This window comes from Corynebacterium sp. A21, from assembly GCF_052266655.1.
Taxonomy (GTDB): Bacteria; Actinomycetota; Actinomycetes; order Mycobacteriales; family Mycobacteriaceae; genus Corynebacterium.
Map to the genome: position 1 here is coordinate 55,826 of NZ_JBQPQY010000004.1, position 15,540 is coordinate 71,365.

The window sequence follows — 15,540 nt, forward strand, 5'->3', positions numbered from 1 at the left end:
GATCGGCCAGGGGGCGGCCGTTGTTGTGTTTCCCATTGTGTTCTGCCAGCTCAGGACAAACATCGGCTGCGAAGTTGAACCTGCGGTCAACCGTCTGGTTGATTCGGCACCACCCTTTCCTCGACTAGCCTCGGTGGCTGTGAGCCACCCCCTGTTGCGACTGCTGCTGATGCTGCGCCTCGGCCTGCACCTGATGTTCGCCTTTCTGTTGGGCTTCGGATTATTGCGCTACCTGGCGGAGGACCCCAGCCGGGCACATCTGACCCCGGTGCTTCCGCTGGTGTGTGCCCTAGCCGTGGCCTATCTGGCGGGCACCGTCTGGGAAGACCGTTATGCCCGCGGCCGCACCCTGCTCAATCCCTCGCGTGGTGCCCGGTGGTGGTTGGCCACCGTGGCTGCGCTCTGGTTCGGGTTGGTGATCCACACCCAGGATTTCGTGTGGCTGCTCTTTCCGTTGATCTTCCTCTTCCTGCATCTGCTGCCCCGGATCACTGGCTTGACGGCGGTGGCGGCGCTCTGGGTGGTGGCAGCTTTCGTGCCGGCCTGGCTGCATCCGGAGAACTGGGGGGTGGGGGCGGCTCTGGGCCCGTTGATCGGGGCGGTCTTCGCCATCGCGGCGTACTACACCTACCGCGCACTGCACACCGAGGTCCGACACCACCAGCAGATCACCGCACAGCTGCGCGCCACCCAACAGGAGCTGGCGCTGCGGGAGCACCAGGCCGGCCGGCTGGAGGAACGCGAACGGCTCGCCCGGGAAATCCATGACACCGTGGCCCAGGGCCTGTCCTCGATTCTGCTGGTCTCCCGGGCGGCGGGCACGAGCCTGGGCAAGGATGACCTGGCAGCCGTGGAACATCAGCTGAGCACCATCCGGGAGGTAGCGCAGGAGAACCTCGCGGAGGCCCGCCGCTTCGTCCGGGACCTGGCTTCACCCTCGGTGGGTGCAGACCTTTCCGCCTCCCTGCGGGAGATCATCACCCGGGTGCAGTCCCAGCAACGCGCCCTGGGTTCCCGGCTGGAGATCTCCCTGCAGGTAGCCACCGAGGTGCCCGCGAACCTGCCTGAGCCGGTGAGTTCCGCTGTAGTACGCGCGTGTCAGGAGGCCCTGGCGAATGTGGTCAAACACGCCGATGCCACCACGGCAGTGGTGACCCTGGCGGTGTGGGACCTGGAGCTGACCCTGGATGTCTTCGATGATGGCCGGGGCTTTGATCCGACAAAAATTGAGGAGGGAAGTTTCGGCCTGCGGGGGCTTGACACCCGGACCACCGCACTCGGCGGTAACCTCACGGTGGAGTCCCAACCCGGGCAGGGAACAGTCCTTGCCGTGAAGATCCCCCTGACCTCCGCCCGCCCGATCCCGGAATCAGCTCAAGAGATGCCCACCCAAGAGGAGGCCTGATGATTCGCGTCATGCTCATCGACGATCACCCGGTGGTCCGCGCCGGGCTGCGCACCATCCTCGATAGCTTCCCCGATATTTCCGTGGTGGCTGAGGGCGTCAACGGGTCCGATGCCCTCGATCCCGGGGTGGAGGTCGATGTGATGGTGCTCGATATCCAGATGCCGGGGATGGACGGTATCACCGCGACCCGTCAGTTGAAGGAGAGTGGCGGCCCGCCCGTACTGATCCTGACCACCTATGACACCGAGGCTGATATCGTCGCGGCCGTTGAGGCCGGGGCACTGGGTTATCTGCTCAAGGATGCGCCGGAGCAGGCGCTTCACGACGCCGTCCTGGCCACCGCCGCCGGGCGGCGCACCCTTTCCCCGGAGGTCGCCGCCGCGCTGATGGAGCGCGTCGGTAAACCCCAGCAGTCGCTCTCCGCCCGGGAGATAGAGATCCTGCAGTCGCTGTCCACCGGCGCCTCCAACCGTGAGCTGGCGAAATCCCTGTTCATCTCGGAGGCGACGGTGAAGACCCACCTGGTGCACATCTACCAGAAGCTCGGGGTGGAAAACCGCACGGCGGCCATCAACGTGGCCCGGGAGAGAAGACTAATCTGAAGTTGGCTGCTTGTTTTATCCCGGAAAGCGATATAATTTCCACGTCAACTAAAGTATTGGGGAGTCATGTCCGGAAAATCCACCCACCACGAGGCCATCATCATCGGCGGTGGCCAGGCAGGTCTGGCCACCGCCTACTACCTGCGCCGGGCCGGCGTGGAATTCCTGCTCCTGGACAATCAGCTCTCCCCGGGAGGCGCCTGGCAACAGTACTGGCCGACCCTGAAGCTCTTCTCCACCGCCGGTTTCTCCAACCTGCCCGGCATGCAGATGCCCACCTTCGGCCAGGATGAGTACCCGCCCGCCAGCCACGTGGTCGACTACTTCAGCGCATATGAGCAGCGCTACCAGTTCAACATTGAGCGCCCGGTCACCGTTGATTCCGTGACCTGGGAAAACGGTACCTATACCGTTCACGCGGGGGAGAAGTCCTGGACCACAGCACATCTCATCTCGGCCACCGGAATCTGGTCCGCGCCCCATACCCCCTCTTACCCAGGCAGCCTGACCGGCACCTTCTGGCACGCCGCGAACTACCCCGGACCGGAGACCTTCCGTGGTTCCAAGGTCGCCGTGGTCGGTAGCGCCAACTCCGGGGCGCAGATCGCCGCGGAACTCACCAAGGTCGCCGAGGTCACCTGGTACACCCGTGAAGAACCCCAGTGGATGCCCGATGACGTGGACGGCCGTGTGCTCTTCAAGCGCAATTCAGCCCGCGCCCTGGCCATCCAGCGCGGCGAGCCAGATCCCGGCGCGGACTCTCAGCTCGGCAATATCGTCATGGTTCCCGAGGTGCTCGAAGCCCGCGACGCCGGCCGCCTCAAGGCCACCCCGATGTTTCAGAGCGTGGACGATATCGACGCCGACCACCTGATCTGGTGCACCGGCTTCAACCCCTCGCTAGGACACCTGGCGGAGGTGCTCGAGAACCGCACTCCGAAGCACCCGGGCCTGTATCTGATGGGTTATGGCGACTGGACCGGACCAGGCTCCGCCACAATCCTGGGGGTCAGCCCCTATGCAAAGGCCGCGGCACAGGATATTGCGGCAAGCATCGCCGAAGAGAAGTAGCGCGTCCGGACTGATACCCATTCACAACATCGCCCCGGCGATCAACTCATGATTCAATCATCCAGCTCACCGAGATATGTCCGGTGAGCTGGAATTTTGTCCCCCATAGTTCCATTGATGCCATGTTTTAGCTCAGGCGCTACTCCCCATCTACCGCATGCTCAGCATGACTGTCTGTCCCCGCCACGCTGGTGACGGTGGTGAGCAGGAAGACCGAATCCTCCAGCGCCTCCACCGAATGGCGGAAGTGGGTGAGCACATCCAGCTCACCCTCCGAGACGATGGCCTCATCCTGGCCAGAAATCCTCAGCTTGCCCTTGAGCAGGAAGATTGTCGCAGCCGGCGGGGAGTTGTGCTCTGCCAGCGTCACCCCGGCGCGCAGCGCGATCACGCTCTGCCGCAGCGGACCATCCTTGGCCAATATCTTGGCCTGGCGGCCATTTTCGGCAGCCAAGGCTTTTTCAAGGAGTGCGTTGGACTTGGATTCAATGGTTGCCATGAGGCACCTCTACTTCGATTGAGTTCCGGGCTGGGAAGCAAACGCACCTCCCAGCCTATCAACGCCATCGCCCAGCTGTGCGGCCCATCACACCCAGCTGGCCCTGGCCGACCCTCCCACCAGGCAGGTCTCCCACTGCCCGGACACTTGTTCCCCGGCGTAGACTCCCTGCCGTCCTGAAACAGTGCAGACCTACTCAAAGGGGATCTGATCCTTGACCACCACCGAAACCCGGAGTTTCCCCTATATCTCGTTGCTGGCGATGGCCTTCTCGGCCTTCGTCTACGTCACCTTCGAAATGTTCAGTGTCGGCCTGATCCGGCCGATGGCCCATGATCTCGGGGTCGCCGAATCCCAGATCGGGCTGCTGATGACGGTGTATGCCGGCGTGGTGGCGGTGGTGACCCTCCCGGCAATGTGGCTGCTCCGCGGCGTCAATAAACGCCCACTCTTCCTGATCACCATCGGGTTCCTACTGGCCGGCACCATCATCCAGGCGCTCGCGGGAAGCTATGCCACGCTGGCGGTGGCCCGGATCATCGCCGCGCTGACCCACGGGGTGTTCTGGGCCCTGGTGGCTCCGATGGCCGCCCGAATGGCCCCGCCCGGCTCCACCGGCAAGGCCATCGGCATGGTCTCGATCGGTTCGACCATGGCCCTGGTGCTGGGTTCCCCGCTGGCCACCTGGTTCGGCGAACTGACCAGCTGGCGGATCGCCACCTGGGTCCTGGGCGCCCTGACGGTCCTCGCGGTGGCGGTCCTGCTGCCCACCCTGCCCTCCCTGCCCCCGGTGCCGGCGGCCGAACGCGGCGTCGATAAGCGGGCTTCCCACTGGAGTCTTCCTTCGCTGGTGGTCTTCCTGCTACTGACCTGTACCGCCGTGTTCGCCGGGTACACCTACCTGGGCCTGATCCTCGAGGAGACCGCCGGACAATCGCTGGTTCCCTTGGGCCTGGCGGCGCTCGGTGCCTTCGGGCTGATCGGAGTGACACTGGCCAGCCGGTTCGTGGACTCCCGCATGATCCGTGCCACGCTGCTGACCAGTGGCGGCCTGGTGGTGGCCGCGGTGCTCGGCGTACTCGCCTTCGCCTTCAGTGGTGCCACCGCCACAGTGGTGGTGTTCCTGGCGGTCACGGTCTGGGGCATCGCCTATGGCGCACTGCCGACGGTGGCCACCACCTTCTTCATGCATGCCGGCCGCGCCAACCCCGACGCCGCCTCCTCGCTTTATGTGGTCACCTATCAGGTGGGCATCGCGGCCGGCGCTGCCGTGGGTGCAACGGTGGTGGATGCCGGACGGGTGGACCTGACCCTGTGGATCATGGGTGCGCTCGCACTGGTCGGACTCGCGGTGCTGGCGGCTTGGTCGCGGCCCCTGATGCGTTGAGCTCTCGCTTCCCCCAAGATCCCGCTGAGGGACCATAAATGCCCCGGTCGCGGGGCTCACCCCGAACCAACCCCTCATATATGGTTCTCAATATGAGACCTTTATTTCTGCTATAGTCCCCGCTCAGCACACATCTTCATAGTGGTTGACCTGCTCTTTCTCTCATATATGCCCAAATGATGCAGTAGACTGCCCCCATGAGCATCATTGATGTCCCAGAGATCATCGCTTTGCTTCGTGACGCCGGCACCGACACCCACCACATTGAGGTCAAGGCTGCGGAAGCTGGCATGCCCGACAACCTCGACGAGACCATCTCCGCCTTCGCAAACATGCCGGAAGGCGGCATTCTCATCCTCGGCGTCCGGGGAGACACAAGCACCTTCGACATCGTCGGAGTCTGGGACATCCACGCCGCCCAGGACGGGCTGCTCTTCACCGCAGAAAAACGCGTCTCACCGCCGGTCCGGCTCGGCGATGTCGAGCTGGTGGAAATCGAGGGAAAGCTCGTGGTCTGCTGCATCATCCCGCCACAGGCCGCGGAGCTACGACCATTCCGCACCAATAAGAATGGTGCGGCCTATATCCGCGGTAGAGACGGCGACTACGAGCTCTCCGAGACCGAGGTGCAGGCACTGCACCACCAGCCGGGCATCCCGGTCCACGAACGTGAACCCGTCCCGGGGGCGGATCTTCACCGGGATCTGGTGGCCGAACTGGTGGACCAGTACCTGACGGAGGAGCTCAACAGCAGTCCCCGGATCCGCTCGATGAGCCGGGATCAGCAGCTGATCCGCACCAATGTCATCGACAGCGCCAGCGGCAGTCCCACCCTCGCCGCGCTTTATGCCTTCGGGGTCCATCCACAGCAGTTCCTGCCCACCTTGAGTGTGAAGGCCCGGGCATTGCCCGTTGATCAGGCACCGGTGGGCACTGAGCCGATCAATTCGCGGGAGTTCAATGGTCCGGTCCCGGATCTGCTCGACCAGTCCCTGCAATGGGTGCGGGAGGCCGCGGCAGCCCTCCAGTCCGCGAGTGTTTCCGGCCAGAGCAGTAACCTGGCATTGCCCACCGAGGCGATCTACGAGGTACTCGCGAATGCGCTGGTGCACCGGGATCTCTCCGCACCCTCTCGTTCCCTCTATGTGGAAGTGCTCAAAAGCCCCGGGGAGATGAAGGTCAGCAGCCCCGGTGGCCTATGGGGGGTCACGGTCAGCCAGCTGGGGAGCTCATCCCCGCGCACCCGGAATCCGATTCTCTACCGGATGTGCAGCACCATCACCACGGAGGCCGGCCGCCGCGTCATCCCGCATCCCGCCACCGGTATTCCAGAGATGCGTAAGTCCCTGGCCGAGGCCGGTTTGCCTGGCCCCCGCTTCTTTGACGGTGTCACCCGTTTTGAGGCACGACTCTCGAATACCCCGCTGCTGAGCGAGGCGGATCGCGACTGGCTGTTGCGGGTCCCCGGGAGCAGCAACCTGAGCGCCGCGCAGCGCCACGGCTTGGCACTCATGCGCCACGGCCAGCCTCTGAGCGAGGCCTCCTACCGCGCCGAATCTCCGGCCGCTGCCGCAACTGCCCGAGGCGAACTGGCACACCTGGTCGCCCTTGGCCTAGTGACCCAAGAAGAGCAGCAGGGAAGCCCGATCTACCGGCTCCTCGAGACTGAGCTGCGCCGCGCCCCCTCACCCCGCCCGCGTGAGGACGCCGCGCCCGCAGTTCCGCAGCGCGAAGCAGTTCCGGAGACCACAGCGAAGGACCCCGCCGAGGACGCCCAGCTGACGGCGGTCGTCTCTCCGGCGCACCGGGGTCGACGACTGAACCAGGAGGAGAAGGAGAATCTGGTCATCCGCACTCTCCGGGAGGCTTCTTCCCCAATGCCCCGAAGCGATGTCGCCTCGCTGACCGGATTGTCCATCGGACAGCTCAATCCCACCCTGAGCGAGCTCCGGGAACGCGGCATCATCGCTTTCACCGAGCCCCCTCGTTCCACGAGACAGCGGTACCAACTCGTTGAGTAGGCCCGATAACCCTCACTGAGCAGCACCGATCCACCATGCATGATCGTCATGCATAAAACCGAGGGGTTCATGCATGATTTATGCATGAACCCCTTTTCTGCGCGGCACATAAACTTCCAGCACATACATGAACAGTGTTCCGGCCAGCATGCATGTGCCATGCATGGAGGGACTACACATACATACAAGGCATGCATGACTATGGCGATTCGTTGAGCAATATAGCTTCTGAGCAGGTGATTCAATCACTCATGCCCCATGCATGAATGCCCTTCCCATCATGTATGTTTCATGCATGAATGTGCGGTCCTGTATGTATGAGCATCGCCATTCGGCATTAACCATTAATGAGGGCCACCGATGTTCATCCATCGATGGCCCTCGCATTATGTATGAGGTGTAACAGGTTGACAGGTGTTCAGCTAGCGTGGTGTTTCACCTCTGCTGGACGTCTGCTGCCTAAATCGTCGAGTTGTACTGCTCCTCGAACTTTTCCCGCAGCTTTTCGTAATAGAGCGAAACTCCCGGTAGTTCTTCATAAGCCTCACCCAACGGCAGTGTTGAAGCTGAAGCCTCCGGGGCCAGCACGGACAGGGCGATCAGGGCGGTGCCGCGCAGGGTGGAACGCTTGATCTCCACCGGAATGACCGGGGTACACAGGGCATTGGCCAGGGACTGCAACCATTCCGGGTGTTCGGTGGTCACACTGCCGGTGGCGACGACCCGTTCAGGCGTTGCGCCTGCCTCCCGGAGCTGTTCCCAGATGCGGGCATAAGAGATAGCCAGACCATCCACCACACCCCGCCAGAGGTGGGCGGGGCCGGTGGAGGCGGTGACTCCGGTGAAGGAGGCGGTGGCCTGCGCCGCCCAACCGGTGGCACGTTCACCGGTGAAGAAGGGGACCACCACCGGGATGCCCGCCTGCGGTTCCTTGAGCAGCACCTCGGGGAGGTTATCCACGGGGGCGATGGTGTCTTCGAGCCAGCTGACGGCCCGGCCGACATCGTTGAGGGCGCCGCCGAGAATGCAGGAGTTGCGCGAGAGTCGGTAGCACCAGAGTCCCCGGGGAATTTCTGTGGGCACCTCATCGAGGATTACGCGCATGGCTCCGGACGTGGCCGCGGCGACTGCGATGGTGCGGGCATCCACTGCACCGGGGCCGACATTCGAGGCCCAGCCATCGGGAATGGCGTGGAACCAGTCGGCGGCAGCGAGGCAGGGCCAGTTCTTGGCCACCTTCTTCTTGGTGCTGCGGGAGGGCTCATCGGGGTCCTTCAGGTCAGCGAACCAACCGGGGCGGGCCTGGACCTGCTCAAGGATCGGCTGATCGAGTTCGCCGGTGTGGGCATCGAGAATGCCTGCCCAGGCAGCGGTGGAGCGGGCGAGTCCGCGGATGCCGGCCAGCCGGTAGTAGACGTATTCACCGAGGCTCATCAGGTGCTCTGCCTGCTCAAGCAGCTCGGGCTGGGTCTCGCGGAGCCACGAAATTCGGGAGGGCAGGTAGGAGGTATGCAGGCGCACTCCGGTACGGGCGTGATACTCCTGTTCGTCGACCTCGGCACGGAGCTGTTCCACCTGCGTATGGGAGCGGGAATCTGCGTAGGTGAAACAAGGGGTCAGCGCCCGCTGCTTGCCATTTTTGGCGGCGGTCAGCACCAGGGAAGAAGCGAAGGTATCGAGGGCGACTCCGCGGACCTCCGTGTCCAGACCGGTGGTTTCCGCGAAGGCGACGATGCCTTCGATGATGCTGCGGCATTCCTCGTAGACCTGGTCAGCGTCAATGGTGCTGGTGCCGTCGGCGGCCTTGGTGAATTCATGCGCGCGGCGCTGTTTGGCGCCCTTTACCGGGCGTCCGGTGGCGTCATAGAGACCTCCACGGGAGGCGGTGGAGCCGATGTCGAGGGCAACCACGAAGGGGGCGAGAGCCTCCGTGGGTGAGATTTCCAGGGTGGGTGGGGCGACTGCCATGGGTGTCCTTCGTTTTTCCTCAGTAGGTATCAGTTTCTTTATGGGGAGTTTTCCACCGACACCCCCCGAAACAAAACATCACACCATTTCCCAGTTGGCTGCCGGGAGTCAGGAATCCAGCGCCCCAGATAATTCACTCTTCGCCGATGTCCGCTGCTCGTTCTATGCTGCAGGCATGCCTAGCGTGACTCTCCATTTCGCCATTGAGGGCTCGGAACCGAAAATCACCCGGACCGTCGTCCTCTCCTCTCGGATCACCCTCGCGGACCTGCATGAGGTGATCTGCAATGCCTTCGAATTCACCGGCCACCAGGAGCACCACTTCCGCGCCACGCACCCTTCCTCCCGGACCGGGTGGTCGACGGCGGAAGAGCCGACCACGGTGCTGCCGAACCTCTTGGTCGATCCCTACGGCAGCGCGCTGTACCACTACGGCACCGAGGAGTCTTGGGTCGTCCACATCAAGAGCCTGGGCTTTCCCACCGAGCGGATGCTCGTGCCGAAGCTTATCGACGCCACGGGGCCCGACATCATCGAAGGGTGCGGTGGGCCGCAGTCAATGACCCAGATGCGCGATGCGGCGGTACACGCGATCGCCGCGCTCGACCTGGATCTCGAAGCCGCGGACCATATCGCCGATCATCTCCCCGGCCTGCATCCGCACCAGGTGCTGCAGCGACTGACCTATATCGATCCAGCCACTATCGCCAGCCGGGTATGCTTCGCCATTCTTCCCGGCTATGTCGATGGATTGGGTCCGGTCGGAGCCAGCCATGGTGATGGCACCGCCACGGATGCCCTCGCCAATCCGGAGGACTGGCCGAACGCCTTCGCTCCAGAGACGACGGAGCCGACGGGGGCGTCGATAAGCGAGCCGGACCGGAAGCCTGCGGACCCGCACCAGGTCCGGGAGCAACTTCCGGACGGTGGGGGAGATACCCACCTGCTCGGGGCGGAGACCATCCGCGAGATCCGGGATGCCCTCAAGGACTTCCCCAACATCACCTTCGCTCCAGAGATCCTGCTGCCGGAGGCACCGGAGAATGCGGACCCCACCGAGCTGACGGAGGACACCGCCGCGACGGTCACAGCATCCATCCGCTGGTTTCTGCGACATGTGGAACCCGGCCTGCAGCTCACGCAGGCGGGATATCTCAAGCCCGCCGATGTGGTGGCGATCGCCGCCCAGCTGGAGGTGGCGAAGTATTACCTCGGAAAACTTAATCGTGAGATTGAGACTCCGCCGGTGCTGATCATGCGGCAGACCCTGGAACACCTGGGGCTGATCAAGGTACGCAGCCGCACGCTGACGCTCACCCAAAAGGGCCGGGAGCTCCGGTCGCGGCCACTCGACCTGGCACGGCATCTCGCCGGATATCTGCCATTGCTCTCCGAACCGACGGAGCTCCTGCCGATGCGGGAGCTCTACGCCAGGTGGTATCACGCCAGGTCACTAGAATTTGATCTCCCGAAAAGCTACGCCCGAAACAGATTCCTCCTGCTCGGGATGAACGTGCTGGACCGGACCGAAAATCGAATGCTGCACCGGGATGAAGGGCCCCGATATACCCCGGCCGGGCGGGTATTCCTCGCCGCGGTATTGACTACGGAGCACCCTCAGTAGCACAGTCGTACCAGTTCGCTCGATAGTGTGGACCTGGTGATTTCCGCTACTGTGACGGTGCTGAATTTTGTGTCGATTTTCGCATTAGCCTGCAGGTCAATCCTGCCTTTCTGATTGGAATCCACCTTTGAGTAATATCAGAGTTCATGAGGTGCCGAAGAACCCCCGACCAGATGGTTCTGACGCCCCCACCGGTGTACTCGCCTCCTTCCGATATGCCTTCACCTCGTGGTCCCGCCTGCGCACCGAGGTCCTCGGTGGGCTCGTTGTCGCGCTGGCGCTGATCCCGGAAGCCATCTCCTTTTCGATCCTTGCCGGCGTGGATCCCCGGATCGGGCTCTTCGCCGCCTTCACCATGTCCGTGACCATCGCTTTCACCGGTGGTCGACCCGCCATGATCTCGGCCGCCACGGGTGCGGTGGCGCTGGTCATCGGACCGGTGGCCAAAGAGTACGGCCTGGACTACCTCATCGCCACCGTGCTGCTGGGCGGTGTTTTCCAGATCATCCTGGCACTATTGGGCGTGGCCAAGCTGATGCGCTTCATCCCGCGCTCGGTGATGACCGGCTTCCTGAATGCCCTGGCCATCACCATTTTTCTCGCGCAACTCCCGCATCTGCGGGATGTGCCCTGGCTGGTGTACCCACTGGTGGCGCTCAGCCTGATCATCCTCTATGCTTTCCCGCGGTTGACCAAGGCCATCCCCTCGCCGCTGATCACCGTTCTGGTGGTCACCATCCTGGTGGTGGCACTGGACTGGAAGGTACCCACGGTGGGGCAGCAGGGCGAACTTCCAGAGAGCCTCCCGGCCCTGTTCTTCCCCGATGTCCCGCTGACCTGGGAGACGCTGCAGATCATCGCACCCTTCGCGCTCTCGATGGCCCTGGTCGGGCTGATGGAATCGTTGATGACCGCGAAGTTGGTCGATGAGATCACCGAGGTCCATTCCGATAAGACCCGGGAGGCCTGGGGGCAGGGTGTCGCCAATATCGTCACCGGTTTCTTCGGTGGCATGGGTGGTTGCGCGATGATCGGGCAGACCATGATCAATGTGCAGACTTCCCGCGCCCGGACCCGGCTGTCCACCCTGCTGTCCGGCATCTTCCTGCTGATCCTGGTCGTGGTGCTCGGCGATATCGTCGGGCTGATCCCGATGGCTGCCCTGGTCGCGGTCATGCTCATGGTCGTGGTGGGCACCTTCGATTGGCACTCGATCCGCCCCCGCACCCTGCGGGTGATGCCCTTGAGCGAGACCACCGTCATGCTGGTTACCGTCCTCACCACCCTGGCCACCAGCAACCTCGCCATCGGGGTGGTGCTCGGCGTGGTCACCGCAATGATCATGTTCGCCCGCCGGGTCGCCCACGTGGTGAGCATCGAGAAGCTCGATTCGGAGCAGGATGATGCCGCACAGATCCGCACCTACAAGGTGCGCGGTCAGCTGTTCTGGGCTTCCAGCAATGATCTGGTGTACCAATTCGATTATCACGATGAAGCCGAACACATTGTCATCGATCTCAGTGCCGCCGAGATCTGGGATGCCTCCACCGTGGCGACCCTCGATGCGGTGATCCAGAAGTTCGCGGAGCGGGGCAAGACCGTGGAGATCATCGGGCTGGACGGGCCGAGCCAGGCCCGGCTCAACCGGCTCTCCGGGAAGCTGGGATAGGGAGAGCTGCCAACGACCCCTAAGGACCCGGCCCCGTTGAATTCATGTGATTCAGCGGGGACGGGTCCTTTTTGCTGCGCTCTTCTGCTGTGCGATCACATTACCCTTCCCACTAGTTGGCATTGCATGCTAGTCTAGTTGGTAAAACAAGGTACCTGGCTACACCATAATCAGATTGAGAGGTCTGGCCCATGGCCGCCCAACCGACCACCACCCAGCTACGCAAGGGAGTTCTCGAACTCGCTATCTACACCCTGCTCGCCGAGGAGGAACTCTACGGCGCTGAACTCGTCGAAAGATTAAGCCGACACCCCGGCCTCGCCGCCCCCGCCGGCACGGTCTACCCCCTGCTCACCAGGCTGACCAAGGCGGAAACTCTAACCACCCGCTGGCAGGAATCCCCGGTGGGGCCACCCCGCAAGTACTACTCACTCACCGAAACCGGCCATGCCCAGCGCATGGCTCTCGCCGAGGAATGGCGGCAACTCCACAGCGCCATGACGACTCTCCTTGGAAATCCCGCCTGAATCCACCAGCCCATCACCTCTAGAAAAGGAAAAGCCATGCCACACTCCACCACCGACTACCTGCACGCACTCCGCACTCAGCTCGAAAACACCTCACTCACCGCCGGGGAAGTGGCGGACCTGCTCGGCGAACACCGCGATCTGATCACCGAACTGGCGACCACCGATGCCGATCTCAACACTGAACTCGGCTCACCGACGGAGTACGCCGCAGCCACCGCTGCCGAATTCACACCGGGCCAGAAGGACACCAGCGGCCCGCAGGGAACCCTGGCAGGCGTGCCCTATGACTTCCGCGGACCGTACAGCCGACAGGCCCGTAGCCGGATCTGGAACCCGCAGGATCCCCATATCCTCCAGCCACGCCTCTTCGGACTGGGCTGGACCATCAACTTCGGGGCCGTGGCCGTGAAGCTCGGCTGGATCCGCCCGGATGACATCGATGCCGATGTAGTTGCGGCCATCCCCGAGAAAATGCTGCTCGCGGCCAAGGCAGTTCCAGCGGCGCTGGCCGGGGCCACCATGCTCACCCTGGCCACCGGTTGGCGTGAGCTGCCCGATACCCTGCCGATGAAGTACCACCTCAGCGGTGCACCACACGGAAAGCGGTCTCCAAAGGCCTCGCTGCTGTCGATGCCCGCACTGGGAGCCGTCTTCGCCGTCCTGCCCTTCCTGCCCGCAAAAAGCACCGACCGGGAGGATGCCCTGCGGGTGAGCTCCATGGGTTCATTCATCGGCGCCCTCGCACTGGGCACCGCCGCATCAGCGGTCGCTGGTGCCCGCGGTGCGAAACGGCCGGGGCTCTTCTCCACGGCGGCACTCGGCGTAGGTGTGGCCGCTGCCGGCGGCGTACTCATCCTCCCCTTCAGATCCGGGCTGAACCAGGTGTGGCGACGCGAGGGAGTGAAGTAGCTGGGCGCACTCACCGCAATGGGAATACCCGCTCGAACAGACAGCTGACCGGGTCCGGGGACCCTGGCAGTATGGGCACCGACAAAATCGATGGTCATGGAAAGGTTGGCGGTCCCCATGTTCAAGTTCCCCCGGGATCTGGATGCAGTGCGTGCAATCGTGGAAGCAGACCCAGAAATCTGGGCAGAGGAAAACGAGGCCCAGTGGGCAACCACCCACGAATACCTGGAGCTTGAGGAGAACTGGCTGCCGATGCCGCCCGGGATACTGGAAAAGCTGCCCAACGCGGAGTTCCTGGAGACCAGGGACCATGAGTTGGCCAAGGAACACCCACAGGTTCCGGTGGCAGATATCCTTGAGGCACTGCGCCACTTCCGGATCCTGGACAAGTTCTACACCCCGGACACCCTGTTCTGGGATCAGGTCTTCCACACCGAACGCACGCTCTCGGCGCTACGCATCTTCCAGGAGGCCCGTGGATCCTATTTGGACGTGTACAGCGATGAGCATTTCCTGACTAAGCTGATCTACCGCAATGAGGTCGGCGAATACCTCATCGAGGGCAATGTCTACCAGCTGGGCTACTGGCAGCTGAGCCTGCCCTGGTCAGTCATCGCCACCGGGGTGGTGCCGGCGGGGTTGTGCTCCTTCGGAGAGCAGCTGAACCATGACGCCATCCATCCCAAAAGCTACAACTCCTACCGACGCGGCTCCCTGGAGCTGAAGATCCATGATTGCCCGACCTCGAATCCCTGGCTGCTCCCCCAGACCCATCACTTCCTCCTGCAGATGGCCGATAAGTGGGGCTGGTACATCGCCCTCGATGAAAAGCATGCGGACCTCTACGCCTTCTACGCCACCTGCGTCGACCCAGCACGGGTCAATGACGAGGGCTATCAACGCCATCCCCTGGATCTGGCGGCCGCTGAAACCTCCCGACTCGGGCTCTCCCTCCAGCGGCTCCACGAACAGCATGACCGGCCGGAAGAACTTGCCCGGAAATTCGAGGAGGCACTGAACGAAGAGTTGGAGTTCCCCGCCGCAGAAGCGGAGTAGGGAGCCCTGCAGGCCAAGAAAATAGGGACCCACCGTCTCCGGTGGGTCCCCGCCTCGATTCATTCTCAGCGGATTAGTATCCCTGCCCCGCCGAGGCAGCCGCCAGCACCCCGAGGCTGATCACCAAGATGACGGTAGAGGTCTTCAGCTGGCTCCGCGCGCCCATTCGGGCGGCAACCCAAGCGCCGAACAGCGCCCCGAGACTATTAGTGAGCAGATCATCAACATCGGAGTAACCGGCGGCAAAGATGAACTGGGCGATCTCGATGCCGAGGCTGGTGGCCGCGCCGATCAGGAAGGTGCCCAGGATCGGGTATCTCAACCGATGGAAAAGCAGCAGATAGAGGAGAAAACCCAGGGGCAGGAAGAGCGCAATATTACCCAGGGTGTTTGTCCAGGGGCCGTACCAGATCGGTGGGCCGATGAAGCCATCTAATAGTTGTAGATCCAGGGAACGCTGGTTGTGTGCCGCCGCATCCCAGAGGCCGGCAATGACGAAGTGGTTCTTGAACAGGGTCAGCAGCCCGATGACCGTGGCAACCACGCCCAGGGTGAGCGCGTGAAATCCCAGGTAAGGGGCCGCCCGCCGGGCGGCCCCTTGCAGGGCGTCAGTTTTCGGAGAGACCAAGAGCATGGTTGAGAGGATAACGTTCCCACCTGGAAACTGGCTGGAATCCAGCCTCCAAAACGCTGCACTCCAACAGGTAGTTTCCCCACAACTGCAGCCCACTCCAGGGCGCACCACCACGCGCAACCGGTACGGTCCCTGATAGACGGCGACGCCGGCCCGGGAATC

13 protein-coding genes are annotated in these 15,540 nt (G+C 63.1%); 10 read left to right on the plus strand and 3 right to left on the minus strand.

The features are described 5' to 3' along the window. Positions 1–139: 139 nt before the first annotated feature. The 3 genes from ACTU46_RS08350 (at position 140) to ACTU46_RS08360 (ending at position 3,081) form a co-directional block, all read left to right on the plus strand. Positions 140–1,405, plus strand: a complete 1,266-nt coding sequence (locus ACTU46_RS08350) for a sensor histidine kinase (RefSeq protein WP_443380836.1) — start codon at positions 140–142, stop codon at positions 1,403–1,405. Further along, complete coding sequence (locus ACTU46_RS08355) at positions 1,405–2,010, plus strand: response regulator (protein ID WP_443380837.1); 606 nt, start codon at positions 1,405–1,407, stop codon at positions 2,008–2,010. The genes ACTU46_RS08350 and ACTU46_RS08355 overlap by 1 nt, the downstream gene beginning before the upstream one ends. Positions 2,011–2,076: 66 nt before the next feature. Further along, a complete protein-coding gene (locus ACTU46_RS08360; protein ID WP_443380839.1) occupies positions 2,077–3,081 on the plus strand; it encodes an ArsO family NAD(P)H-dependent flavin-containing monooxygenase in 1,005 nt (334 codons plus the stop codon). A gap of 139 nt (positions 3,082–3,220) precedes the next feature. On the opposite strand, the gene ACTU46_RS08365 is transcribed toward ACTU46_RS08360, so the two are convergent. Continuing rightward, on the minus strand, positions 3,221–3,580 hold the full coding sequence (locus ACTU46_RS08365) for a cupin (RefSeq protein ID WP_443380840.1): 360 nt from the start codon (positions 3,578–3,580) through the stop codon (positions 3,221–3,223). Between the two features lie 262 nt (positions 3,581–3,842). On the opposite strand from ACTU46_RS08365, the gene ACTU46_RS08370 reads away from it, so the two are divergent. Together ACTU46_RS08370 and ACTU46_RS08375 are read left to right on the plus strand one after the other, a co-directional pair. Then, positions 3,843–4,967, plus strand: a complete 1,125-nt coding sequence (locus tag ACTU46_RS08370; protein ID WP_443381262.1) for an MFS transporter — start codon at positions 3,843–3,845, stop codon at positions 4,965–4,967. 197 nt (positions 4,968–5,164) lie between these two features. After that, a complete protein-coding gene (locus tag ACTU46_RS08375) occupies positions 5,165–6,988 on the plus strand; it encodes an RNA-binding domain-containing protein (RefSeq protein ID WP_443380841.1) in 1,824 nt (607 codons plus the stop codon). A gap of 459 nt (positions 6,989–7,447) precedes the next feature. Here ACTU46_RS08375 and ACTU46_RS08380 read toward each other — a convergent pair whose 3' ends face one another. Further along, the gene (locus ACTU46_RS08380) at positions 7,448–8,956 is read right to left on the minus strand and encodes a gluconokinase (protein WP_443380843.1); all 1,509 of its coding nucleotides are present in this window, start codon (positions 8,954–8,956) and stop codon (positions 7,448–7,450) included. A gap of 175 nt (positions 8,957–9,131) precedes the next feature. Between ACTU46_RS08380 and ACTU46_RS08385 the strand changes: the two genes are divergently transcribed. The 5 genes from ACTU46_RS08385 (at position 9,132) to ACTU46_RS08405 (ending at position 14,744) form a co-directional block, all read left to right on the plus strand. Continuing rightward, on the plus strand, positions 9,132–10,580 hold the full coding sequence (locus ACTU46_RS08385) for an IS1096 element passenger TnpR family protein (RefSeq protein ID WP_443380844.1): 1,449 nt from the start codon (positions 9,132–9,134) through the stop codon (positions 10,578–10,580). Between the two features lie 151 nt (positions 10,581–10,731). Next, positions 10,732–12,249, plus strand: a complete 1,518-nt coding sequence (locus ACTU46_RS08390) for a SulP family inorganic anion transporter (RefSeq protein ID WP_443380846.1) — start codon at positions 10,732–10,734, stop codon at positions 12,247–12,249. A 191-nt stretch (positions 12,250–12,440) separates the two neighbouring features. Beyond that, a complete protein-coding gene (locus ACTU46_RS08395; protein ID WP_443380848.1) occupies positions 12,441–12,776 on the plus strand; it encodes a PadR family transcriptional regulator in 336 nt (111 codons plus the stop codon). A 36-nt stretch (positions 12,777–12,812) separates the two neighbouring features. Next, positions 12,813–13,688, plus strand: coding sequence for a DUF5808 domain-containing protein (locus ACTU46_RS08400; protein ID WP_443380850.1), 876 nt, complete (start codon positions 12,813–12,815; stop codon positions 13,686–13,688). A gap of 117 nt (positions 13,689–13,805) precedes the next feature. Next, positions 13,806–14,744 carry a hypothetical protein gene (locus ACTU46_RS08405; RefSeq protein ID WP_443380852.1) on the plus strand — a complete coding sequence of 313 codons (939 nt, stop codon included), beginning with the start codon at positions 13,806–13,808 and terminating at the stop codon, positions 14,742–14,744. Positions 14,745–14,817: 73 nt separating this feature from the next. On the opposite strand, the gene ACTU46_RS08410 is transcribed toward ACTU46_RS08405, so the two are convergent. Next, entirely contained in the window at positions 14,818–15,378 is a 561-nt protein-coding gene (locus ACTU46_RS08410) for a VanZ family protein (protein WP_443380853.1), read from the minus strand. Between the last annotated feature and the right edge of the window lie 162 nt (positions 15,379–15,540).